The sequence below is a fragment of the Nitrosospira sp. CT genome, assembly GCF_059489795.1.
The window spans coordinates 95,545-120,810 of the sequence record NZ_JCAHZJ010000043.1 but is presented as its reverse complement, the minus strand read 5'-3'; the positions used below and the strand labels follow the sequence as shown (position 1 = coordinate 120,810).

General features: G+C 53.0%; 19 protein-coding genes. 7 read left to right on the top strand and 12 right to left on the bottom strand.

The features are described 5' to 3' along the window. The first annotated feature begins 130 nt into the window (after positions 1 to 130). From AC52W5_RS07615 to glgA, 4 genes are all read left to right on the top strand, one after another. A complete protein-coding gene (locus tag AC52W5_RS07615; protein WP_074972061.1) occupies positions 131 to 355 on the top strand; it encodes a hypothetical protein in 225 nt (74 codons plus the stop codon). 176 nt (positions 356 to 531) lie between these two features. Further along, a complete protein-coding gene (locus AC52W5_RS07610; protein WP_495670592.1) occupies positions 532 to 837 on the top strand; it encodes a zinc ribbon domain-containing protein in 306 nt (101 codons plus the stop codon). Positions 838 to 1,053: 216 nt separating this feature from the next. After that, positions 1,054 to 3,294: a 1,4-alpha-glucan branching protein GlgB gene (gene glgB / locus AC52W5_RS07605; RefSeq protein ID WP_495670558.1), complete on the top strand. Its 2,241-nt coding sequence runs from the start codon at positions 1,054 to 1,056 to the stop codon at positions 3,292 to 3,294. A 160-nt stretch (positions 3,295 to 3,454) separates the two neighbouring features. Then, positions 3,455 to 4,945, top strand: a complete 1,491-nt coding sequence (glgA, locus tag AC52W5_RS07600; RefSeq protein WP_495670557.1) for a glycogen synthase GlgA — start codon at positions 3,455 to 3,457, stop codon at positions 4,943 to 4,945. Between the two features lie 70 nt (positions 4,946 to 5,015). Here the strand turns inward: glgA and glgP are convergent, their stop codons facing one another. Both glgP and orn read right to left on the bottom strand, forming a co-directional pair. Beyond that, positions 5,016 to 7,574: an alpha-glucan family phosphorylase gene (glgP, locus tag AC52W5_RS07595; RefSeq protein WP_495670556.1), complete on the bottom strand. Its 2,559-nt coding sequence runs from the start codon at positions 7,572 to 7,574 to the stop codon at positions 5,016 to 5,018. Positions 7,575 to 7,652: 78 nt separating this feature from the next. Beyond that, entirely contained in the window at positions 7,653 to 8,207 is a 555-nt protein-coding gene (orn, locus tag AC52W5_RS07590; protein ID WP_495670555.1) for an oligoribonuclease, read from the bottom strand. 107 nt (positions 8,208 to 8,314) lie between these two features. Between orn and AC52W5_RS07585 the strand changes: the two genes are divergently transcribed. The 3 genes from AC52W5_RS07585 to rsgA are packed head-to-tail and all read left to right on the top strand — an operon-like array spanning position 8,315 to position 10,882. Next, on the top strand, positions 8,315 to 9,571 hold the full coding sequence (locus tag AC52W5_RS07585) for a M48 family metallopeptidase (protein WP_495670554.1): 1,257 nt from the start codon (positions 8,315 to 8,317) through the stop codon (positions 9,569 to 9,571). A 31-nt stretch (positions 9,572 to 9,602) separates the two neighbouring features. After that, complete coding sequence (locus AC52W5_RS07580) at positions 9,603 to 9,944, top strand: 4a-hydroxytetrahydrobiopterin dehydratase (protein WP_495670553.1); 342 nt, start codon at positions 9,603 to 9,605, stop codon at positions 9,942 to 9,944. Further along, positions 9,941 to 10,882 carry a ribosome small subunit-dependent GTPase A gene (gene rsgA / locus AC52W5_RS07575; protein WP_495670552.1) on the top strand — a complete coding sequence of 314 codons (942 nt, stop codon included), beginning with the start codon at positions 9,941 to 9,943 and terminating at the stop codon, positions 10,880 to 10,882. Before AC52W5_RS07580 ends, rsgA begins: the two co-directional genes overlap by 4 nt. Positions 10,883 to 11,054: 172 nt before the next feature. Here the strand turns inward: rsgA and AC52W5_RS07570 are convergent, their stop codons facing one another. The 10 genes from AC52W5_RS07570 to AC52W5_RS07525 all read right to left on the bottom strand — a co-directional run bounded on the left by AC52W5_RS07570 (position 11,055) and on the right by AC52W5_RS07525 (position 25,250). Beyond that, a complete protein-coding gene (locus tag AC52W5_RS07570; protein WP_495670551.1) occupies positions 11,055 to 12,716 on the bottom strand; it encodes a SulP family inorganic anion transporter in 1,662 nt (553 codons plus the stop codon). 657 nt (positions 12,717 to 13,373) lie between these two features. Further along, complete coding sequence (locus tag AC52W5_RS07565) at positions 13,374 to 15,266, bottom strand: proton-conducting transporter transmembrane domain-containing protein (protein WP_495670550.1); 1,893 nt, start codon at positions 15,264 to 15,266, stop codon at positions 13,374 to 13,376. Further along, on the bottom strand, positions 15,263 to 18,010 hold the full coding sequence (locus AC52W5_RS07560) for a YbcC family protein (RefSeq protein ID WP_495670549.1): 2,748 nt from the start codon (positions 18,008 to 18,010) through the stop codon (positions 15,263 to 15,265). The genes AC52W5_RS07565 and AC52W5_RS07560 overlap by 4 nt, the downstream gene beginning before the upstream one ends. A 391-nt stretch (positions 18,011 to 18,401) precedes the next feature. After that, a complete protein-coding gene (locus AC52W5_RS07555) occupies positions 18,402 to 19,670 on the bottom strand; it encodes a sensor histidine kinase (RefSeq protein WP_495670548.1) in 1,269 nt (422 codons plus the stop codon). Further along, positions 19,657 to 20,340: a response regulator transcription factor gene (locus AC52W5_RS07550; RefSeq protein WP_041352815.1), complete on the bottom strand. Its 684-nt coding sequence runs from the start codon at positions 20,338 to 20,340 to the stop codon at positions 19,657 to 19,659. The genes AC52W5_RS07555 and AC52W5_RS07550 overlap by 14 nt, the downstream gene beginning before the upstream one ends. A 64-nt stretch (positions 20,341 to 20,404) precedes the next feature. Further along, positions 20,405 to 21,508: a uroporphyrinogen decarboxylase gene (hemE, locus tag AC52W5_RS07545; protein ID WP_495670547.1), complete on the bottom strand. Its 1,104-nt coding sequence runs from the start codon at positions 21,506 to 21,508 to the stop codon at positions 20,405 to 20,407. A gap of 187 nt (positions 21,509 to 21,695) precedes the next feature. Beyond that, complete coding sequence (locus tag AC52W5_RS07540) at positions 21,696 to 22,817, bottom strand: deoxyguanosinetriphosphate triphosphohydrolase (RefSeq protein ID WP_074972084.1); 1,122 nt, start codon at positions 22,815 to 22,817, stop codon at positions 21,696 to 21,698. After that, positions 22,810 to 23,910 carry a 3-dehydroquinate synthase gene (aroB, locus tag AC52W5_RS07535; RefSeq protein WP_495670546.1) on the bottom strand — a complete coding sequence of 367 codons (1,101 nt, stop codon included), beginning with the start codon at positions 23,908 to 23,910 and terminating at the stop codon, positions 22,810 to 22,812. The genes AC52W5_RS07540 and aroB overlap by 8 nt, the downstream gene beginning before the upstream one ends. A 102-nt stretch (positions 23,911 to 24,012) precedes the next feature. Beyond that, the gene (gene hemJ / locus AC52W5_RS07530) at positions 24,013 to 24,426 is read right to left on the bottom strand and encodes a protoporphyrinogen oxidase HemJ (RefSeq protein WP_074972638.1); all 414 of its coding nucleotides are present in this window, start codon (positions 24,424 to 24,426) and stop codon (positions 24,013 to 24,015) included. 263 nt (positions 24,427 to 24,689) lie between these two features. Next, the gene (locus AC52W5_RS07525) at positions 24,690 to 25,250 is read right to left on the bottom strand and encodes a NifU family protein (protein WP_074972640.1); all 561 of its coding nucleotides are present in this window, start codon (positions 25,248 to 25,250) and stop codon (positions 24,690 to 24,692) included. Positions 25,251 to 25,266: the final 16 nt, after the last annotated feature.

Here is a 25,266-nt window from a genome sequence, read left to right as displayed (position 1 = left end):
TTTTGAACATCTTCACTCCTAAAAAATATCCCTCTTTCCCTCTTTCCCCTTGGGAACAGGAACAATGTTCCTGTGTAGTGTGAATCATGCAGCAACCGATTAACCAGGCCAAATCAAGAGGAGAAATAAAGTGGCAGCAACCAGAAGCTACAAAATCATCTTCGCCAACAGGGGGTCGTTTGCAGTCAACGCGCTCGCCCTTGCATGTGAGGGCTCGTGGCGAGATGCGGTGCAGCACTACAACGGTAAGCATGATCTGGCGTTTATCGACGTAAAAGAAGAGAACGCGGCACACCTGGAAGAAATGCTGGAGCAGGACGACAACGTTCTCTCCTACTTATGTACTGATGATTAAAAAGAGATCATCCGTCGAAATCCGCGAAGCCGGACAATTGCCCCGCTGACGCAGCCCAGTTTGGGAAACTCCTGCAGGTCTCTGGCAAGGAGGCGCGGCGCGTGAAGCACGTCAATCACGAAACGAGCAAGACCATCCTCCATGCGGCTATCGCCGCTGGCATCGCCAGGATAACGATGGAGGACTTGACCCACATTCGCGCCAGAATCAAGGCGGGGAAAAGGGTGTGCGCGGCAGACTGCACCGCTGGCTTTCCGCCAATTGCAAACCTTTGTCGAGTACAAGGCCAGTGCGGCAGGAATTGCGATCGATACCTCAACCCCGCCTATACCAGCCGAACGTGTTCGGGGTGTGGCGGCATTGGCAAACTCGCCAGGCATCGTTTCGAGTGTTCGTGTGGTCTCCAGGCGCACGCCGACTTGAATGCAAGTCGAAACCTTGCCCGGATTGGCAGGACTGCTGTCTTGCCAAGGGCGATGTAAATACGCGTTATGCTGGAAATGTGGCTGGCAGTATCCATGTTTCACAATAAAGCCCCCACTTCAGTGGCGGGTTATTTACGTGGCTGTAAGAAAACCTTAGTAATTGACGAGATCGTTGGCGTATCCAGGCGATCCCGGCGAGCTCCCGTAAATCGGTCCTGTTCGTATGCAGTTCCGCCATCGCTATCCCAGGCTATCCCACGCTATAATCGATACATGCAACCACATCTTACAATACAGCGTTCCTCCATCAAGGGAGACCACCGGCTGCATGCCCTGCTGGCCGGGCGCCTGCACGATCCTTTCAGCTTCCTTGGCGCCCATGCGGAACATGAGCATTGGGTGGTGCGCGCCTTCCATCCTCATGCTGCAAGCCTCTGGATTGATACAGGCGGCGGTTTCGAAAGCATGACAAGAGTCCACCCTGCGGGAATTTTTGAATGGTGGGGGCTTATACCGCCGCCCCGGCCTTATCAGCTACGCATCGAAGAGGCTTCCTTCGAAGCACCAGCACGTGTGTACGATACTTATGACGCCTATGCGTTCCCTCCGCAAGTTTCGGAACATGACCTGTATCTGTTCAACGAAGGCCGCTTGCATCAGGCTTACAGGACGCTCGGCTCTCATGTGGTGGAAATGGAAGGGGTTGCAGGAGTTCGTTTTTCCGTCTGGGCGCCGAATGCGGAACGCGTCAGTGTGGTGGGAAGCTTTAACCGCTGGGATGGGCGTATCCACCCGATGACCTCCCATGGTCAGAGTGGAGTATGGGAATTGTTCATCCCCGGGGTGCCGACGGATTCATTTTATAAATATGAAATCCGGAATCGTGATACCGGCGCGATCCTTCTCAAAACGGATCCTTATGCGCGCCATTATGAAGTACGCCCCGGCACTGCCGCCCGTACCCCGCCCCACAGCAAGATGGCGTGGAACGACACGCAGTGGATGGCGCAGCGCGCAGGATGGGATTGGCTTGCCACTCCGCTCAATATCTATGAAATTCATGCTGGGTCATGGAAACGGCACGCGGATGGAAGTTTCTATTCATACCGGGAACTGGCCGCTCATGTGATCCCGTATGTGCGGGAAATGGGGTATACACATATCGAGTTGCTCCCCATTTCGGAGCACCCCCTGGATGAATCCTGGGGTTATCAAACGACAGGTTATTTTGCCGCAACCAGCCGCTACGGCACGTCGGATGATCTGAAATTTTTCATCAACGCCTGTCATCAGGAGGGAATCGGCGTAATCCTGGACTGGGTCCCCGCGCACTTCCCGCAGGATGCTTTCGCCCTGGCCCGATTCGATGGGAGTGCCCTATATGAACATGAGGATCCCCGCCTGGGCCTGCATCAGGACTGGGGCACGCACATTTTCAACTACGGGCGCAATGAGGTGAAATCGTTTCTCCTTTCCAGCGCCCACTACTGGCTATCGGAATTTCATCTTGACGGACTGCGTGTCGATGCTGTCGCTTCCATGCTCTATCTCGACTATTCGCGACTGCCGGACGAATGGCTGCCGAACAGATATGGTGGCAGGGAGAATCTGGAAGCCATCGATTTTCTTCGGGAACTGAATATCATGGTGCACCAGGAATTCCCGGGGGCGCTGACACTTGCCGAGGAATCCACTGCATGGCCGGGTGTATCCCGGCCGACTTACGTCGGCGGCCTGGGTTTTTCCATGAAGTGGAACATGGGCTGGATGAACGACACCCTAGTGTATATGCGCAATGATCCGGTCTACCGGCGTTTCCATCACGAGCAGTTGACGTTCGGCCAGTTGTACGCATACAGCGAAAACTTTGTGCTGCCGTTCTCCCATGATGAAGTCGTTCACGGCAAAGGTTCGCTCCTGGGCAAGATGCCGGGAGATGCATGGCAAAAATTCGCCAACCTGCGCCTGCTGTTTACCTATCAGATGACATATCCCGGGAAAAAACTCAATTTCATGGGGAATGAATTTGCCCAAGGGCGGGAGTGGAATTCATCACGCGAACTCGACTGGTATCAGTTGGCCGATGGTTGGCATCAGGGAGTAAAAATGGCAGTGCGCGACCTCAATCAACTGTACAGTGCCGTTGCCGCACTGCATCAACGTGATTTTGAGCCGGAAGGCTTTTCATGGGTGGATTGTCACGACGCGGACAACTCCGTGATTAGTTATCTGCGTTTTGCACGGAACGGTTCGTTTGCTCTGGTGGTACTCAATTTTACGCCGGTTCCACGCAGCCGTTACCGCATCAGTGTGCCCACGGCGGGGAGCTATCAGGAAATCTTCAACAGCGATTCTCGTTACTATGGAGGCAGCGATCTCGGTAACCTGGGAAGTATCCGCACAACGGCCCAACCTTCGATGGAACGGGCGGATTCAATTGTTATCACCCTGCCCCCGCTTGCCGGGCTCATTTTCGTTCATACTGATCTGCCTGCAACCACCACCGACGGATAAGGGAGCAGGTTGGTCCTCCGGATAAGTCCGTAGCCACAATAATGCCGCGGCAATAATCAAAACGCACTTCGGCATGCGAGCGCCACGTGGCGTTATGCCTATGCTCCTGCCCAGTTAACCCCGGCTCCCATATGATAATGAACAATAAACGGAAAAACTCATGACTCCTGCGCGATCACATCCGCACCTCGACGTTCTGTTCATCACGCCCGAGATTCACCCTCTTAACAAAACCGGGGGGCTGGGTGAGGTGAGCGCTGCCTTGCCCACGGCCTTGAGCGAGCTTGGAGCAGACGTGCGCATACTCATTCCGGGCTATCCCCAAGTGCTCAACGGATTGAAAAACAAGCAGAAGATAGCGGAGTTTGCCGCTCAATCCTCATTTCCGGCAGCAACGCTGCTGTCGGCAAAACTGCCATTCGGCACTTCTGGCAATGTTCCCCTGTTCATTATTGATTGCCCGGACCTCTACTGGCGTGACGGAGGCCCCTACACCGACGCCCAGGGACACAACTGGCCTGATAATGCGATACGCTTTGGTCTTCTCTCAAAAATTGGCGCCATTCTGGCAAGTGATGCCAGCCCTCTGGACTGGCATCCAAACGTTGTTCATTGCAATGACTGGCAAAGCGGCTTGGTACCTGCCTATCTCCATTTCCATGAGGGGACGAAGGCAGCGTCTCTGATGGTAATTCATAACCTCGCTTTTCAGGGGGTATTTTCCCCCGAGACTGTGTCTCAGCTGGGATTGCCTCAGACCAGCTTCCATCCCGAAGGGGTGGAATACTATGGAGGCATGTCTTTCCTCAAGGCTGGACTCTACTATTGCGACCACATCGTCACTGTAAGCCCGACTTATGCGAGGGAGATTCAGGTGCCGCCTCTCGGTTTTGGCATGGAAGGACTGCTCTCCCTGCGGCACGAACGCATCACGGGCATCGTGAACGGCATCTCCGATGAGTGGAATCCTCTCCATGATCCCCATCTCGAGCAAAACTATTCGATGGAGGATCTATCCGGCAAAGTCATCAACAAGACCGTGCTGCAACGGCAACTGGGGCTTACCGTCGATCCTGATGTTCCGCTGTTTGGCGCGGTGAGTCGCCTCACTTATCAGAAAGGCTATGATCTGCTTTTGCGGATCGTCACACAACTGATTGGCATACCGGGGCAACTCGCTATTTTAGGGAGTGGCGAAACGATGCTGGAGCAGGAGCTGATGCGGATGGCAAGAAATCATCCCGGAAAAATGGCGGTACGTATCGGTTTTGACGAAAAACTGGCGCATCTGATAGAGGCAGGGGTTGACAGCTTCCTGATGCCATCGAGGTTCGAACCTTGCGGCCTGAATCAGATGTACAGCCAGTGCTACGGCACTCCTCCCCTCGTCCATGGGACAGGCGGCCTGCTCGATACCGTCGTTGACTGCACGCCGGAGAGCCTGGCTGATGGAACCGCCACGGGTTTCGTATTTCATGAACTGACGCCCGAGGCCTTTCTGGACGCATTGGAGAGGACTGTTGCGGCGTATCGTGACAAATCGGTGTGGCGTCGTTTGATGCGAAACGGTATGGCGCAGGATTTCAGCTGGCGTGCCAGCGCAGCCGACTACCAGAAAATCTACCTGTCGCTGCTCAACCAGAAACGATAGGCGCCAACGCAAGCCCCAGGTCCGCAACGGACAGAGGCGGGTAGAGAAGACAAAGGCAGATGGAGGAAACCTACAGCCACACCATCATCCCCATTTCGAATGGATGGGTCAGCAAAGCATGATACGGATAAACCCGGATATAGTAGTCCAGCTTGCCGCACAAGTCGGGCGTATGATCCAGTTCGAACAGGTGCTCGGCCGATTCTTCCTCGATACCGCTGAACTCGAAGCGGACATGCTTGAACGAGCATAGCGTAGTCTTTTTCAATCGACGACAAATCATCAGTTCGACCACTACATCCTCCGGTTGGAGCCCGTTTAGCCTCACTGCGACACGAAAATCCACTGCCTCGCCGAAACTGATCTGGCCAGAGGGCGTAACCAGCCGCCGAATTCCAACGCCTGGCCACGCTTTTCTTACGAATGCTTTCCAGGCCGCTATCTTTCTTGCGTTGCTGAAGTCATCCGCCGCGTAAAGCGCACCCTGCTTTTTTGCCGGCAGGTAAAACTTTGTAGTGTATTCAGTCACCATGCGGGTGGCGTTGTAACGCGGCAGCAGCGACTTCATCGAATTCTTGGCCATCTTTACCCAGCCCGAAGAATAGCCCAGCTTATCGCGGTTATAGTAAAGGGGAGCCACATGGTCCTGCAGCGTTTCATAAAAATCCTTGCTTTCCTCCTTGTCGCGACGCACTACATCCATATTCTCGGGCCCCGGCTTGATAGCCCAGCCATTCTTTCCGTCATAGCCTTCCCCCCACCACCCATCAAGGACGCTCAGGTTGATTGTTCCGTTGATGCCTGCCTTCATGCCCGAGGTTCCGCTCGCCTCCAACGGATACACGGGACTGTTGATCCATACGTCCACACCGGCCACCAGACGGCGGGCAAGGCGGAGATCATAGTCTTCGACCAGGAAAATCTGGCCTTCGAATTCGGGCATTCGTGCAACTTCACTCACTCTCCGGATCAGATCCTGTCCAGGCACATCCGCAGGATGCGCTTTTCCGGCAAAGACGATCATCACCGGTCGTTCCTGGTGGAGCATGATTCTGCGCAGCCAATCGAGATCCTCGAATAGCAGGGTCGCGCGTTTATAGGTGGCAAAGCGCCGACCAAAGCCAAGTGTCAGAATGTTCGGGTTGATAGGATCGGTGAAGCGCAGAAGCCGGTCAATATGTGCTTCAGAACCATGATTGCGGGTATTCTGCGTGGTGAGGCGCGCGCGTATGCCATAGAACATCTGTGATTTCAGAGTTTGGCGGACACTCCAGAACAGATGATCAGGAATGGTGTCGATGCGCGACCAGTATTCCGTCTCGCACATGTTATTACGCCACTCGTATCCCAGGTAGCGGTCGAACAGGTCGGCCCATTCCTGTGCGAGAAACGTGGGAACATGCACCCCGTTCGTGATGTATGACATCGGATTTTCTTCCGGCTCGATCTGCGGCCACACCTCCTTGCAGATACGCGCAGAGACATTCCCGTGGATCTTGCTTACGCCATTCTGATAGCGTGAGGCGTGGATGGCGAGATCGGTCATGTTGAAATCGTCACTGCCCGGGACACGGCCAAGCCCGATAAAGTCCTCACGAGTAATATGGAGATCACGATAGAACGGCTCAAAATAGGCGTTGATCAAGTCATCACTGAAATGATCGTGCCCGGCGGGCACTGCGGTATGGGTTGTAAATACGGTGCTTGCAGCTACGGCTTCGAGTGCTGCGGGAAAATCCAGGCCCTGCTGCACATGGCCGCGAATGCGCTCCAGCATCATGAAAGCTGCGTGGCCTTCGTTGATGTGCCATACCGTCGGCTCGATACCCATTTCCCGTAGTGCGCGGATCCCGCCCACACCAAGTATGATTTCCTGCTCGATGCGCATCACTCTGTCGCCCCCATAGAGCTGATGCGTGATGTCGCGATCGCCCACCGAGTTTTCAGGCAGGTCCGTGTCCAGCAGATACAGGCTTACATGTCCTATTTTTGCCCGCCAGACCTTTACCGCTACCCGGCGTTGCAACAACTCCACTTCTATTCGTACTTCAGATCCATCCTGCCGCAGGACTGGCGCAACAGGCAAATCCGAAAAATCCGAATCAGCGTAAATGACCTGCTGGTTCCCCTGGTTATCGATCGTCTGGAAAAAATATCCCTGACGGTAGAGCAAGCCGATGCCGATCAATGGCAGGCGCAAGTCGCTGGCTGCCTTGCAGTGATCACCCGCCAGAATGCCAAGTCCTCCCGAATAAATCGGGAAACTCTCATGAAAACCGAATTCGAAACAGAAATAGGCGATCTTGTCGCTCGGGTTCAGGCTCGTATTAATGCCATTCCACAACGTCTCCGAATGATAGTAGTCATAAGCGGACACTATGCTGTTGTAATTGGCCAGAAAAACCTGATCTTCGGCTGCCTTGAGCAGCAGCGTTTCATCCACACGCTTGAGGAAAGCTTTCGGGTTATGTCCGACGGCTCCCCACAGGGCCGGATCGAGACGTGAGAACAGCGAGCGCGTGGCTCGATCCCAGCTGTACCACAGATCGTTGGCAAGATCTTCCAGGCGTGCCAGCCGGGGCGGTATCTTCGGGGTGACAGCAATGGTAAACAAGGTACCTTTCGACATGCTCAATCTTCCCTGAGAGGTTGAAAAATGGGGTACGGAAATAGTCGGCTGATCCCGGGTTTTTTATATCGATCCGGCTCAGGGCTCTACCGCCTGCATGAAATGTTCACGGTAATATTTCAGCTCCGCAATGGAGTCGTATATATCCGACAGCGCTTCATGCTTGCACTGTTTTGTCACACCGGCCAGAATTTCTGGTTTCCAGCGCTTTGCCAGTTCCTTCAAGGTGCTTACGTCGAGGTTCCGGTAATGGAAATAGGCTTCCAGCCGAGGCATCCAGCGGGCCAGAAAACGCCGATCCTGGCAGATCGAATTGCCGCACATTGGCGAAACCCCGGCAGAAATATGTTCTTGAAGAAAAGCAATCATACGTGCTTCCACTTCGGTTTCCGTCAGCCCGGATGCCTGCACCTTTGCCACCAGGCCCGATTTCGCATGCGTGGATTTGTTCCAGCTATCCATTCCATCGAGCACCGATTCAGATTGCGACAAGACCAGCACGGGGGCTTCTGCAAGAATATCCAACCATGAATCCGTTACGACCAGAGCGATTTCGAGTATGCGGTCACTGTCTGGTCTGAGTCCGCTCATTTCCATATCGATCCAGATGAGACGGCCATTGTCTTGTGTCATAATTGAATCGCTCTGAATTTTCGACATGTAATTGTGTCATATCGCTATTGATCAGTCATCCTTCAACCATAAATCCTGATTTGGAGCAGTACAACTTTCACTTGCACATGTCTATTTTCACCATCATTTTTCTTACCGTCCTGACCGTCACTTTTCTTACGCGAATATGGCTAGCGAAACGGCACATCGACCACGTCATTTCACATCGCGATCAGGTTCCGCAGGATTTTTCGTCACAGATATCATTGAAGGCGCACCAGAAAGCAGCCGACTATACCTGCGCGAAAACCCGTCTCGGATATGTCAGTATCCTGCTCGATGTTGTGCTGCTGTTGATACTCACCCTCGGAGGCGGGCTGAACGCTCTCTATACCGCTGTATCGAATTGGACGAACGATCCGTTGATGCACGGGGTGGCGCTTATCGCAAGCGTCATGTTCCTGACGAGCGTAGTCGGCGTACCCCTGAGTTACTATCGCACCTTCGTAATAGAAGAGCAGTTCGGCTTCAACAAAATGAATCCGCGCATGTTCTTCCTTGATCTGGCAAAGCGGTTTACCCTGGGAATCGTGCTGGGCATGCCGCTGCTGCTTGGCGTCCTGTGGTTGATGGAAAAAATGGGTGAATACTGGTGGTTTTATGTCTGGCTGGCATGGGTGATCTTCAACTTGCTGGTGCTAGCGATCTTCCCTACCTGGATCGCTCCTCTCTTCAACAAATTCACTCCGCTGGACGATGTTTCTTTGAAGACGCGGATTGAAGAGCTGATGCGGAAATGCGGTTTCAAGTCCAGCGGTCTTTTCGTGATGGATGGATCGCGCCGCAGCAATCATGGCAACGCCTATTTCACAGGATTCGGCAAAACAAAAAGGATTGTCTTCTTCGATACCCTGCTGTCCCGGCTGGATGCACAGGAAATTGAAGCGGTGCTGGCACACGAGTTAGGGCATTTCAGGCGTCACCATGTCATAAAGCGCATTGCCTGGACATTCGCTATGAGTCTGCTGTTTCTCTGGGGGCTTGGCTACCTGATGCAACAGGACTGGTTTTACCAGGGATTGGGCGTCCCGGTTGCGACAGTGCCCTCCACAGGGATGGCGTTACTGCTGTTTTTCCTGATAATGCCTGTGTTCACTTTCCTGTTTCAGCCACTGGCAAGCCTGTACTCGCGCAAACACGAGTTTGAAGCGGATGAGTATGCCGCGCACAATGCTTCCGCAGCCGATCTCGTGCGCGCGCTCCTGAAACTTTATCAGGACAATGCCTCGACACTTACGCCGGATCCTCTGCACTCGACATTTTATGATTCTCACCCGCCTGCCGCGCTGAGGATAGCGCGATTGAGAAGTCTGGCGCATAATTAACTCTGTTCTATATTGATCAGCAGGAGCGCGAATGAATACCAGTGTCAATGATCTCGCTACAAAACAATGCAAGCCTTGTGAAGGAGCGATGCCTCCTTTGTCACAGGAGGAAATAACTCAGTTGATGCGGCAGCTCGATGGCTGGAACTATCTTGGAAAAATGATTCGCAAGGAATTCAGTTTCAAGAACTACTATCAAACAATGGCATTCGTTAACGCTATAGCATGGATATCACACCGTGAGGACCATCATCCCGACATTACTGTAGGTTACAACAAATGCCTGGTGGAATACACAACCCATGCTATCGGTGGTTTGTCGGAGAATGACTTTATTTGCGCCGCGAAAATTGACACGCTTTTTCAAATTTGAGATCGCCAGGCCGCCCATCAGTTACCTCACTTCCCCTTCATGGAGAAATCGTAGCGGCATTCGGCAGGCATTTCCTCGTTAAAACCGCGGATAACTCGACGCTTATATGCGTGTTACGTGGAAAAAAGAGCGGGGCGGCATGCGGCGATCGGGTTGAAATCCATCAAACGGCGCCTGACCAGGGAGTTATCGAAAGGATCTTGCCACGTAGCGCGCTTTTATACCGTAGTGATATCTCCCGCGAGAAACTCATCGCAGCCAATGCGACTCAGGTAATCATTGTAGTGGCGGCAGTCCCAAGCTTCAGCGAGGAACTGATAAACCGCTGCCTGGTTGCCGCCGAAAGCCAGCGGCTCAATGTTTTGATCGTACTCAACAAGACAGACCTGGCAGGGCCTAGCAGCGCTGTGCTGGATAGGCTCTCACTCTACCGCGAGCTTGGCTACGCTTTGTTACCCATCAGTGCCAGAAACGACGTAAAACCCCTGCTATCCCATCTGGAAAACCATCTCAGCGTACTGGTGGGTCAATCCGGTATGGGAAAATCCACCATTATCAATGCGCTTGTTCCTGCCGCTGGGCGTGCTACTGCCGACATTTCCGCCACACTCGATGCAGGGCGTCACACGACAACTCATGCGCGGCTTTATCATCTCGACAGGGATACCCGGATCATAGATTCTCCCGGAGTTCAGCAATTTGGCTTGCAGCATCTGAGCATTGAAGATATCACCTGGGGATTCAGGGAATTTCGTCCCTACATCGACAAATGCAAATTCAATAACTGCCGTCATTCAAGCGAACCAGGGTGTGCGTTGATGGATGCGATGCAGGAGAATAAGGTGAGCGTACGCCGCATTGATCTCTACCATAAACTCATCACCTCACTACGCACGAATCGTATTCCGTCTTCTCCCTCCCGGACGAAAATCCAGTAGCGGGTTTACAATCCACTTACTTCCGCTCGTACAGGCGGTACGGAACAGGCATTGCATGTCATAAAAGCTGCAATATTGCCTTTTCCATAAGCTAAAAGCACGATGGACCGAAGATACGGTCCATCGTGCTTTTATTGCTTTTATTTTTATTATGAAGCTTGCTGGTCAGGCATTACTCCCTCGACGCGCTACTATCAAGCGAAGGCGTGGTAGCGCCGACTTTTTCCTTCTTCGCCTTTCTTCCCGCGAGTGGGTGAGCAGAGAAAGGTTGGAAGCGCTCGAAACCTGTCACCGTCACCGCTCCCCCTTTTTCGACATATTGCTCCTCGAAATGCTCCAGGAATTCCATGAAGGTATGATCAACCAGCGTTGCCTGACTGAAGTCGAGAACGACTTCCTTTTTGGGTTCAAACTTGGTCAGTACTTTCTTGAAGCCGATCAGGTTTGAAAATATCGCAGCGTCCTGAACGTTCATGTAGTACTGATTTCCAGTCTGCTTCAGTTGATAGCGCGCCGAGAAAAGGTTGCCGAGCGATGCGCCATTTACGATATGGAAGACGAACTTGACGAGAATACCTGCCCCGATACCCATCAACAGGTCAGTGGCGACCGTCACCGCAATCGTAACCAGGAAGATCGTCAACTGCTCGCTGCCAATCTTGTAGGTCTTGAAAAACTCGTGCGGCGAGGCCAACCGGTAGCCGACGAAGATCAGCATGGCTGCCAGCGCGGCATTGGGAATCATCTCGATCACCGGAATCAGGAACAGCATCGAGACAAACAGGCAGAGGCCATGGAAGAAATTGGCCCAGCGCGTGCGTGCACCAAAACCGACGTTGGCCGAACTCCGTGCCACTTCCGAGATCATTGGGGATCCACCCACTACAGCGGCGAGTGTGTTGCCGGCGCCAACGGCGATCAAGTCCTTGTTGAAATTGGATTGCCGCCTCCAGGGATCCAGGCTGTCAACTGCTTTGACGGTAAGACAGGACTCCAGGCTTCCCACTAGCAGGAACATGATCACGTATTTCCAGAATGCCCCTGTTCCAATTTGCGAGAAATCCGCATTGAAAGCAATTTCCTTCCAGAAATCGCCAATCTGCACCAGGATATGGGCGGGTTGCGTTCCCTTGAAATCCAGAGCCATAGCAGCGGGGATCGCTATCAGCAATACAATCATTGGAGCTGGAATTTTCTTTACTAAAGGGCTTTTTATCATTGGCAATCCAAACAGGACGACCAGACTGAGTATCCCGACTATTGCCACAGGCACGTTTGGATTCATGATGGAATGGGGAATATGCGCATAAAGCTTCACAGGTCCCATTCCTGCCAGTGTCGCTGGGTCTATTCCGAGAAGGATGTGCGCCTGCTTCGAAATAATGATAAGCCCGATCGCAGCCAGCATTCCATGCACCGCGGATAACGGAAAGAAATCGCTAAGCGAACCCGCCCTCATAAAGCCGATGACGACTTGCAGTGCGCCCGCGACGACCATGACGCCCAGAGCCATTTTCCATCCTTCCGGCCCGCCGCCGACTTCGGCAACGCAGCCTGCGACAATGGTAATCAAGCCCGCTGCGGGACCCTTAATGGTTAGTTGTGAACCGGCAAAGAATGCGACCAGCAGTCCGCCGATCATTGCGGTAAGCACGCCCATTGCGGGTGGAAAATCACCAGCTTTGGCGATACCCAGACTAAGCGGCAGAGCCAGCAGGAAGACAAAGAATCCGGCCATAAAATCGTACCGGAAGTTCTCCAACATCCCGGACAGCCCGTCTTTCGGTACTGTCAGTTTAGCGGTAGAAGCAGTAGTTGCAGTAGCTGAACTCATCAGTGATAACTCCTGTTAATTGGATTTTAAATACCCTGAATAAAAAAGTCTCATATTTCCATTAATTTCCATTAGCCTGCCAGGTTTTCCCAGCGGCAGCTCAGCTTATCCAGAGGGTTTGAAGAGCCTCATCCGCGGTATTTTTCGTCTATAAAACACAAGTGTGTTCGTCCCAACCAGGTTCCCCAAGTTTCCATGCCCTGCGCCATTCGACTTCACATTTGTGATATAATTCATCTTCCACCCCCTTTCAGAGGGGTTGCTCAAAGCACGGAATACCATCCCACATTTCCTTTTTCCACCCTCTACACCCCAGCATGATTTTTCTTCCAAAGTGTGAGGTTTCGCATACCTTGTCTTTTATTACCTCTGATGAGGCGTGCGCTGAAGTCTGTCAGAAACGATTGTCTACGCTCTGGCGCTCCCTTGCGGGAGAGCGGACACATCTTCCGAAACCTTCTGAGATCCTCACTTATTACTCTCATTACTCCGGCACCTCCTAATTTCCTGAACCCCCCTTGTAGATACTTGTTGAGCGCCGGCTTATTCCGGGGTTTCTCTCAAATGGCTTCTGATTCCCTGGGTTTAAGCCGGCGCCTTTCATTTCCATCAGAGTTGTCTGTGTATTCCCGCTTCTTTCATATCATGGCTTCACGTTCACGAGTTTTTGAAGGGGACAGCATGGTAAGTTTTAACATGAGGTCCAAGATAAACCCGTGAATATATTCTCACCAGTGAGAGACCGACGATGATGAAGCTCAGTGCGAGGATGAATGCAAATACAATCTGGTCTGTGTGAATATGGGTAAAGATCAGGTCTATTCCCAGGAACGATGGTGTAATAGGAAAACCCATCAAACCCAGACACGCAAGCAGGAAAATGAAAGCCTGGCCTGGGTATTCAAACACATGACCCTGCCCCTGAGGTTCCTTCAGATCCACCTTCCGCTCGCTCGACTTCAGTTGGGTCAGGCACGCGTATCCCAAAAGGCCTGAAAGGAGAATGCCGCTTATATAAATGACGATCTCCCGGGTCGTCACTTCATCGTAAAACGAGATGGCAAGTGCGATCCAGAGATGATTCATGACGACGAAGTACCAGCTCAGCTGGGGACTCATTCTTTCTGAGAAAGACTTCAGCACGACGATCAGCGCGATGAAGGCAAATAGTGTCGGCAGGAATTGCTGGACCCCGACCGGTAAAGACTGCTCGTAGTACAGGCAGGCGAGGCCGACGAGGAAAAGTGCGGTAGCGATAACGAAACCGCCGGTTCCGGATAACACCAGGTTCAGCTTCCTGCCGATCCATTTCACGGGATCCCAGAAGAAGAAATACATGAAGGAATCGAGGTTGAATTCCTTCACGCTCAGCATATAGGCCGCATACTCGAGCTGCTTGGAGGTGGAGTGCTTGTCGATGTATTCCCTTGGAACAAAGTTGTAGAACTGATCGCGGAGCAGGAAAGTCACGGCCGATGGCGAAACCAGAAGCTGATACGTCCGCAGGAATGCATTTCCTGCCAGATGGATCAAGGCAAGATCATAAAACCCTAACGCGACTTCCACGAAAATGATGCCGATCTGCGCCACCGAAGAGTAGGCAATTTGGGTCTTGATCGAGGACTGTACACGTGAAATAAGGGTCGCGACTACGGCGGTCGCCACGCCAAGAAGAATCACAGGCGCTACCACAACCATCTGGTTTTCCCAGAATGGAAGCGTTCTCAGCAAAAGGAAGACGCCCAGATGAACCGAGAGCGATCCGTAAAAGATTGCACTCGACGGAGTCGGTCCCTCCATTGCTCTGGGCACCCAGGAAGAAAACGGGAGTTGGCCCGATTTCACAGCGGCCGCCAGCAGGAGCATCAATCCGATCAGAATCCCCAATGTCTCGTTGCCCTGAAGAGCCTGTGCAACCAGTTCCGGATGCATGAGCTTGGAGAACGTGATGTTTTCGTGCCACAGATGATGGCTCATCCAGATGACCAGGATCAGGCCCATATCCGCCACGCGAAACACCGTGAACACCTTGAGCGCATTTTTTACCGGCAGGTACCGCTCCCTGTAGAACCCGATCAGGAGGAAGGACGTGATTCCCAGAACTTCCCAACCGATGAAGAGCGTCTCGAAATTACCGGAGAAAATAATGATGTTGTAGCCGATGAAAAAGAACAGGATGGTGTTGAAAAACCGCTTATAGCCCCTTTCGCGATGAAGGTACCATCTGGAGTAGACGGTAACCAGAAAGCAGAGGAAGGAACCGACGAACAGATAAACCGCGGTAATTTTGTCGAAATAGAATGAAATAAAAAACTTGTAACTTTCCGTGTTATACAGGATAAGCTCAATTGTCTCTAACGTCGGATGTCCGGCGAACAGCCAGAGGGCCAGGAATATCCAGGCCAGAACCATGTGCGAACCGACAGTGGAGTAGGCTATCCAGGAAATGGCATCCTCATTCTTTTTCGGCACGAGCATGGTGAGCGCAAACCCGATCAACGGGATGAATATGAATACCCCGAGCAGCGAGGTTAGCAGCGGCATCGTCATTTTTTCACTCTCTCCTTCTTCTCGATAAAGTAGACAGGCAAATTCTCTTGAACCGCATCCAGGGTTTCGATCGATTCCGCTTTCTTGGCCCGTTCCATCAACGCGCTCAGGTCCGATACGGTTTCCAGATTGTTCAACAGGGGCTTGTAAACCCTGGTGAAATCACCGTCCTTGTACAGCCAGAGCTCCCCGGTGTCCGGATGCAGCGCCACACAATGCACCCAGTAGTTTTCATAAAACGAATAGTTTGCCGGCGCGGACTTGAGTACCTTCAACACCACATCGGGATAATGCTCGATGATGACCAGAAGACGGACGGGATCGTGGACTTCGATCATCTGGCTGGGCAAACCAGTCCTCAAATCGCCATCCGCGCCGTTGGCCACTCCGATCAGGCCCATGACGTTGTGCGGGAGTTTTGTCCCGGCGCCCATCTTATGGTTGTCCGTGCGTGAGAAGAAATATTCCAAATCGATGCCACCCATAACCGGCGCAATCGGCCCCATGGATACTGTCAGAAACTTGCCTTCGGGGTCGGTCCGATAGTCATAGCTGCTCGTGGATGCCCGCCGATCAAGGAACAGGTTTTCCGAAATGCTCCTCCTGCCGATAATGCTGACGGCGTTGGTTGCGTGGTTGAGCTCGGGCCGCGGTTCGAACAGCGAAACCGACCTCCTGCGAATTTCCTCATGAATCTCCTTCGGACTCATTTTGGTATCAATGGATACCAATCTTCTGGACCGCTCCTTCGCGTGAAGATCGAGCGCTTCGTTGACGACGAGCGTGTTCCTCCTGTGTTTGGCGGCATTTTCCTCGGAAAGAATATCTTCATCGAAGAAGGCGACTTCGTCACGCGTGGTGTCGTGCAGACCCGGGAGGAACTGGGTAGTGGGCGGGATGACGACGCCCCGCTCCTTGAGGATTTCCCTTACCTTGGGATGGTTGGCCATGTAACAGAACGTCCTGGCATTTACCGATCCGGGCCGGCCGCCGCATGCGCCGCAGTCATAGGCGGTATAGTGCGGGTTGTTTACGCTGGATGCCCCGTGGCCAATCATGTAAACGATGGGAGCAAAGGTTTTATCTACCCCGTTCAATCCCGTGCTGGTCAGGACACCCTGAACGCGCTGGACCATCTCATCGACGGTGTAGCCTATCTGCAATCCGTTTTCCTTGTCGTTCGGGTCCTTGTTTTCGATGGTGAGCCTCGCGTTCTTGTCCACGTGCAAATAAGAGGAGGCCCCCGCGGGCATCGAGCCCGGCTTGAATATATTCAAGGCTAATCTCAGGGCTGACACGAACCCGATGGTTTGGGTGATAAACCAACCCTGGAAAAGCGAATGCGTGAGCTTGGAAAAATGTACTTCCTTCTTTATCTTCTGCTTGTTACCGATTTCCTTGACGAGGAATTTGGGAAAGACCGGCGCGGGACAGCATTTCGTGTAAAACTTGCCGTTCTCGGGCTGATAATACAGCTCGACGTTGAAAAACCCGGCGGTGGTAAACGTTTCGCAATCCGGATCCAGCTGCTCGAGATACCGGCGGAACGATGTCAAGCGGTCATCGATGCAGAAGAACGTCTGGAAACTTCTGTTTTCGATCTTTCTTTCCCAGCTCTTGTCCTGCAAAGCTATTCCAGTCAACACCTGGTCGTAGTACGTCCACTCAAAAGCATCGTGCCAAAGGGAAAGAACCGTATCGACCTCAGTCTCGGGCACCTCGGCGAACAACGGTTCAGGCCGCTCTTCCAGAATACTTCCGATAGGTTGCCAGCTTTCTCCGAAATAGGAATCGAGCGCGTCAATCTCAAGCAAAAGCTCGAAGACAACCAGGTCATGAACTGTAATGTTCTTCGGGTTCAGGAGAGAGGCGGGCTGGGCCTCGACTGTAGCCACCATGCCCGACCAGCCAGGGTGCGCAAATTGCTGGTCGAACAGATATTGCGCATAGAGGGTTTCATCCCCCACCACGAGCTTGAGCAGATCCTCCATCTTGCAGTTTCCAGACACCAGGAGCTTTTTAGCTCTCTTCGTCTTGAAGAAGCTGGCAAAGCTTTTTTCTTCCATTTCCCTCATGGCCGCAAGAAAACCCTTGTGCCCTACTGGGAAACCCCATACTGAAATTCCCTGGTCGAGGTAGCTGCACAGGATTCTGAACAGAAGCGGGTGAACCATTAGGTCCAGGTCAATAGGATAATGGCGCTTCCAGTTCGCCCTCAGCTTGCCTATCCGGGGGGAAACTGAATCGTCATATTCCTTGTGAAGGACTTTCTCCATCCACTCGTTCAGATGCTCTGAGCCTTTCCTTTCCGAGATGACTCGCTCAAGAATATCCTTGCGAATACGTTCGGCTTCGTACAGGTCTCTATATTCACGGAGTTGAAGAGAGGGAAAATATCCGAATATTTTTTTTGCGTGGCGCGTGCCTTCGTAAAACTTCTGATTCTGGAATGCATGCAACGTGTTGTGATGAATAAAGTCCTTCAGCGGCGCCTGCGAGGGCAGATAGTGCTGCAGGTCATGGAGCACTTCCTCTTCATTGAAGGAAGAAACGGAGGTTTCCTGCGCCTGGGCTACAGTCCGCTCTGCGTGCAGCGTACTGATATCCGCTCGTTTATCCGCGTGAGCCGGTGCACTTGCTGCGGCGGTCCCGGAAGGCGCAAGCTGTTTTGGAGAATCCTTCACCAACTCGATCCTCTTTCCCTCTTTCTGAATACTTTCATCTTTGTCTATTGCTGCTGGCATAATTTTTACTCCTCTTCTTCGTGACGTATTCTGACCTGTTGACAGGATTCCCTTTAACCAAAACAAACTCGATTCATCGACTTAAAATAACAGAGGAATTTACTCAGGTATTTACTCAGATATCAAATTAACACATGCCCTGTGAAGAATTCGTGAAGATAAATACCCCTCATAAACAGGGTTTAAACAAGCATCATCACTGGGCACGCTGGGTATCCCAGCAGTCCGGTCACTAAAAAATGGAGTCTTCAGGAAGGGGAAAATGGCGGAAATAGCTCCGCAAGACGCGGATTTTGCAAAAGATCGATAGCGGGAACTGTAGAGCTTCCGCTATGTCAGTCAGGCAATCAGGCAGAACTCGCCGGAGCAAAGGCTCCAGGAAAAGCGATTCTCAGGGAAATACAATATGGAAGGTCGCACCTTGTCCCGGCATGCTTTCGACCTCTATGTTCCATCCATAGTAGTCGCAAATGCGCTTGACGATGGCAAGCCCTATGCCCAGACCTTCACCTTGTGTTGAACCGCGGAAGAAGCGTTCATACAGGAGGGGGAGATAGGAAGGCTCAATACCTATACCGGAATCGGAAATCGAAAGACGATTGCCTTTGAAATTTACCCGTATGAAACCGCTGTTTGTATATTGCACCGCATTGCGCAGCAGATTCACAAGGGCCGTGTGAATCGCCTGCCGGTTTAGCGTCAGCATGGCTTTCGGTTCCACCGTGACTTCGAATGTAAGATGCTTTCGATAGATCTCCCCGCATATCGATTCTGCCGCATCGTAGACACACTCGGCCAGGTCCACGGGTTCCATTACCCCGAGCGACTGCTCGCGCGCAAGAAATAACAGGGCTTGCAACTGCTCGCCCATGCGGGTTGCGGCGCTTTCGATCATGCTGATGCGCATACGCGCTCTTTCCGACAGATTCGGTTCCGCGACCAGCAGTTCACAGCTTGTCAGGATAGTTGTAATCGGAGTGCGCAGCTCGTGGCTTATATTGGCGGTAAACTCCTGTTCGCGGCGCAGCATGCGGGTTATGCGGCTTTGATAGTCATCCAGCGCGCGAGCGAGCTGCGCCACTTCCTCATCCTGTCCGGGCTGGGTAAGCGTTTCCCCCTGGATGTCACCCGGCGCAAGATGCCTCACCTGCTCGGCGAGATCAGTTACCTGTTTGACCAGCACGCCGGCCAGCAGATAACCCACCACGACTGCGACACCCACGACGGAAACGAGCGACAGGACGATGAGCAGTTTCAGTTCCCGTTGTCGCGCTTCGTGCAGACCTATTTCATAGGCGACAACAAACTTGACCCCGTTCACGTGATGGACTGCGACCCGGACTTCCTCAGGGCCGCGAAAAACCTTGTGCCGTCTGTAATTCAGCCCCTGCAAATAGGAAGGAAGGCGAGATTCCTCGGAGGGATTGTGGATGATATATTTCTCGAGATTGGAACCTTCCTGCGGCACGAAGTCCGCATGCTCACGATAGCGCTGGAGCAGGTAATCCATCTCGGTTTCGATGATCTGTTCGATATGAGCTTCTTCGATGTCATCGGAAGCGATATACAGGCTGACTCCCAGCGTTCCGACAACCACAATACAGAATATCGCAAACGCGAGTGCAACGCGAAGACGAAGCCCGCGCCTAATTACGGGCACGCGTGGAAAGCCGATAGCCGAGACCGTGAACGGTTTCGATTGGATCATAGCCGCCCGCGCGCGTCAGTGCGCGGCGAAGCTCATGCATGTGACTGCGGAGGGTATCGCTGGTTTCCTGCACATCCCCCCATACTTCCGATTCAAGTTCCCTGCGGCTGAAAACGCGGCCAGGCTCGCTCATGATGACTGCAAGCAAGCCAATACATTTTGGCGGCAACTTGACGTTCGCGCCCGCGAAGCGAATTGTGAGGGTTTTCGGATCGAAGGAAAGATCCTCGGTTTCCAGCGTTCGACTGGTCACCTTCCCTTTTCGACGTTTGTGCATGGCAACCAGCCGCGCTTCAACTTCTTTCAAGGCGAAGGGTTTGACCAGGTAGTCATCCGCCCCGCAATCGAAACCTTTCAGCTTGTCTTCCAGCGTGTCGCGCGCTGTCAGCATCAGGACCGGGGTATCGAGATGCGCCTCCTGGCGAAGCTTCCGGCACAGGGTTATACCATCCGCACCAGGCAATCCCAGATCAAGCAAAATGCCGTCAAACTGCTGGGTAACCGCAAGATGCAGCCCTGTAATCCCATCGGCCGCCGCATCGACACTGTGACCGCGAGCTTCGAGAAAGTCGTACAGATTACTGGCTATTGCCCGATCATCTTCAATAATAAGTATGCGCACGTGAAAAATTCCAACCAATCAGACTGCAGAAATATCATGTAGATTCGATGTGCAAAAATTCCGTTTATCCGCGAGCTGCCGAAATGCTGCCTCCCTCTGTATCCGCACGATGAAATCTGCGGCTGAGGCTGTGAACCGCTTCGACCAGCGCAAGCGCATTTTCGGGTGGCGTAAACTGCGATATGCCATGCCCCAGGTTGAAGATGTGACCGCTGCCTTCGCCAAAATCCGCAAGAATCTGTTCCACTTCGGCAGCAATTATCTCCGGTTCAGCAAATAACACGGCAGGATCAAGGTTTCCCTGCAAAGCGACCTTGTGGCCCACGCGTCGCCGGGCATCTGCGATATTCACGGTCCAGTCCAGTCCCACTGCATCACATCCGCTGTCCGCGATACTCTCGAGCCATAGTCCCCCACCTTTGGTAAAAACAATGCTCGGAATACGCTCAGCCCCCTGATGCCGCCTCAACCCCGCTAGTATCTGGGTCATGTATCGCAGCGAAAACTGCTGATAAGCGGCATGGGAAAGCGCCCCACCCCAGGTATCAAAAATCATTACTGCCTGCGCGCCGGCCTCGATTTGGGCGTTCAGATAAGCGGTGACAGCCTGCGCGTTGATATCGAGAATGTGATGCAGCAAATCAGGGCGCCGGTACAATATGGTTTTTATTTGCCGGAAATCAGTTCCGCCGGCCCCTTCCACCATATAGCAGGCAAGCGTAAACGGACTGCCGGAGAACCCGATCAGCGGGACCCGATTATCCAGAGTTTTGCGTATCTGCGAAACCGCGTCCATGACGTAGCGCAAATGAACAGCAGGATCGGGGACTGTAAGAGCCCGGATCTCCCACTCTTCGCGCAAGGGACGCTCGAACCTGGGGCCCTCTCCTTCCGCAAAATATAATCCCAATCCCATGGCATCAGGAATCGTCAGAATATCCGAAAACAGGATGGCCGCATCCAAAGGAAATCGCGCGAGAGGTTGCATCGTAACTTCGGTGGCGAAGTCGGGATTCTTGCAGAGTGCAAGAAAATTGCCCGCACGAGCTCTCGTCTGATTATATTCGGAGAGATAGCGCCCGGCCTGCCGCATCAGCCAAACCGGCGTGTATTCAGTGGGCTGCCTCAGCAGTGCCTTGAGCAGAGTATCGTTCTTCAATCTCGTCATTCAGACCCGATCAATCGCAAAAATCAGTAAAACCGGACGCTCGATCTACCAATGGAGCTACCAGTGGAAATGGATGCCTTGGGGACTGTCGGAACCCCGGAACCGTCAGGTTCTCTTTCAACTCTCCATCTTACCATGAATGGCCGACGAGGTCATTCGTGAAAAGGTCAACGATAGGAATGATCTGTCAGCTTTCCTCGACAACGAAAAGACGCCGGTATTCACGAATGGCATAACGATCCGTCATGCCTGCGATATAGTCGGCGATGGCTTGATGCTTGTCCTGTTGAGATCTGGACTGGAATTCCGGGGGCAGCAACCGGATGTCCGAACTGAATGCGTCAAAAAGCTGGCGGATGATGTGCCGTGCCTTTGCGCTCATGCGCGATACCTTGTAGTGCCGGTAAAGATGCTCCCGCAGGAACTTTTTGAGCTCCTGCTGCTCTTGCGCGATTTCCCTGCTGAATCCGATCAGCGGCGGAACAGTCCTTATTTCGTCCAGGGTCCCAGGGTTTGCCTGCTCGATATTCACTGCGCTTTGCCTGATTAAATCTCCCGCCAGTGTATTGATCATGCGCCGCACGGTTTCATGGACCAGTCTCCTGCCCGATATTTTCGGGTATTGCTGTCTGGCCATCGCCAGATGGCGCGCAAATATGCCGACCTCCTCAAGTTGCTGCTGCATAATGAGGCCGGATCTCAAGCCGTCGTCCACGTCGTGATTGTTGTAAGCGATCTCATCAGCCAGATTGGCGACTTGCGCTTCCAGCGAAGGCTGACGATTCGTGAGGAAGCGCTCGCCAACGTCCCCCAGTTCCAGCGCATTTTTCTTCGAACAATGCTTGAGAATGCCTTCGCGGGTTTCAAAGCATAGATTCAACCCGTCAAATGCGCCGTAGTGCTCCTCCAGTACATCCACCACCCGCAGGGACTGCAGATTATGCTCAAAGCCGCCATGTTCCTTCATGCACTCGTTCAGCGCGTCCTGCCCGGCATGACCGAAGGCGGTATGGCCAAGATCATGCGCCAGCGCGATAGCCTCAACCAGATCCTCGTTCAGGCGCAAATTCCGGGCTACGGAACGGCCGATCTGGGCCACTTCGAGGCTGTGCGTGAGGCGCGTGCGGAACAGGTCCCCTTCATGATTGACGAAAACCTGGGTCTTGTACTCAAGCCTGCGAAAAGCGGTGGAATGAATGATGCGATCGCGATCGCGCTGAAAAGGCGTGCGGCCGGGAGATGGTTCTTCCGCAATGCGGCGTCCGCGGGAGTTGGCAGGCGATACCGCATAGGACGCCAGCTCACGCATCAGCCGTACATTCCGTCAGAACTTCAGTCAGTATCGGAGATGGCACATCCGCATGCACCACCGCCCGACCGATATCCTCGAGCAGTATGAAACGCATTTTCCCGCCTTGTACTTTCTTGTCCAGCCCCATCAGATGCAAATATTTTTCCGGACCGAGATTCGGGGCAATCACCGGCAGTCCGGCCTTCACATAGAGATTTCGGATTCGATCCACATCCCCTTCGCCTATCATGCCCATACGTTGTGATACCTCGGCTGCCAGTATCGTTCCCGCAGCCACTGCTTCCCCATGAAGCCAGTTGCCATAACCCATGGCATTCTCGATTGCATGTCCAAAAGTGTGCCCAAGGTTCAGCAGGGCGCGCATGCCGCTCTCGCACTCGTCTGCTTCCACAATTTCCGATTTATGCTGGCAACTCCTTTCTATGGCGTCGATCAGAATCGAACTTTCACGCTTCAACAGGAGCTCAATATGAGATTCTATCCAGCCGAAGAATGCCGGATCGCGAATAAGGCCATACTTGATAACCTCGGCTATACCGGCGCGCAGTTCCCTATCGGGCAGCGTATCGAGCGTGGACGTATCCGCCACTACCGCCTGAGGTTGATAAAACGCTCCGATCATGTTTTTGCCCAGCGGATGATTGATCCCGGTCTTACCGCCCACTGAAGAATCGACTTGCGCCAGAAGTGTAGTGGGCACCTGAATGAACGGCACACCGCGCAAATAGGTTGCGGCCGCGAAACCGGTCAGGTCTCCCACGACTCCTCCGCCAAGGGCGATGATTGGTGTATTGCGTTCGCAGCGGTGTGTCAGGAGAGCATCGAAAATGAGATTGAGAGTTTCCCAGTTCTTGTATTCCTCACCGTCGGGAAGAACGATGGGCACTGAAACCACATCTTGAGCTGCAAGAGTCGCACGAAATTTTTCGAGATATAGAGGTCCAACCGTAGTATTTGTGACGATGGCCGCCCGCTTCTGCCCCAGATAATTCAGGAGGAGTTCAGGCTGAGTCAGGATGTCTGCACCGATATGGATGGGATAACTGCGCGGAGCGGACGTAGAGACAAGATTAACAGTGACTGTTTGCATTATTGTGACGAGAAAGGAGGCACAAACTTGCCCGGAAACCTCGCTAGGCTGCGTCCGGATGTTTTTTTTGAATAATTCCGGTAATTTATCACCCTGCTTAGATCACCACGGTTTCACTACCACGAGTATCACGACAGCGATCAAGATGAGTACCGGGACTTCATTGAACCAGCGGTAATAAACATGGCCATGACGGTTGCGGTCGCGTTTGAAGTCGGCGAGCAGTCTGCCGCAGTATCCATGATACGCAATCAGCAATATCACCAGGGCGAGCTTCGCATGCAGCCAGACTCCAGTAATGCCATAGCCCAGCCAGAGCCACAGGCCCAGGACGACTGCCAGCACCGCGCTGGGGGTCATGATCCCATAATAGAGCTTTCTTTCCATAATTTTGAACCGCTCTATGCCCGCCGAGTCCGTAGTCAGGGCATGATAGACAAAGAGCCGTGGCAAATAAAAAAGCCCGGCGAACCAGGCCACCACGAAGACGATATGAAAAGATTTTACCCAGAGCATATGCTTTTCGAACGGAAACAGCACATGTGTTCAGTTGCTGCGGACTGAGCACTGTGCAAAAAGCAGATACTATATACTGAAATATACTGAAGCGGGCGACAGGTCGCTAACGTGGCGCGCCAGGAGCATGAACACCCACCCAAAGACCTGGGAAGCAGGAAAGACTCGGGAAGCAGAAAAGCTTCCCTTCGTGGAAGGTTGATTACAGTGACACTATTCCGAAGCTGGGTTCGTGACGCGCGCCGGATTATGCCGCAGAGATATCAGACCGCAACAACTTCCAGGTCAGGCTCTATCGCCCTCAGCATGTTCTGAATGCCTCGCAGTGTACCGGTAATCGAGCTCGGACAGGTGCCGCAAGCACCCTGGTAATGAACACTCAGCCTGTTGCCTTCGAGGCCAAGTACATGGAGATCGCCTCCATCGCTCTGGAGATAGGGTCGAATCTCCTCGTCGAGCATTTCGTTGATCAAATTAAGCCGCTGCTGGTCCTCAGGACTCAAATTTGCAATTTCCGCACTCGCGGCTGCAACTGTAGCGGCTGTCTGGGTATCTGCCGCCGGCGCGGCACGAATAGGGTCTGCTACTTCCCGCGCCAGGTCCTGCCAGTCAGCCGCGCCATCCTGGGTCACTGTGATCCAACGATCTACATAGAACACATTAGTGACATGATCGATGTCAAACAGCGCTTCGGCAAGCGGATCACCTTTCGCCTGCTCGGCATTATCATACGAACGCGTTACTCCCCAGGTCAGCGGCTCCTTGAGGATGAATTTCAACGCATTCCTATTGGGGGTCCCCTCTATTTCAACTATCTTCGGCATTTTTGGTACCTTGACG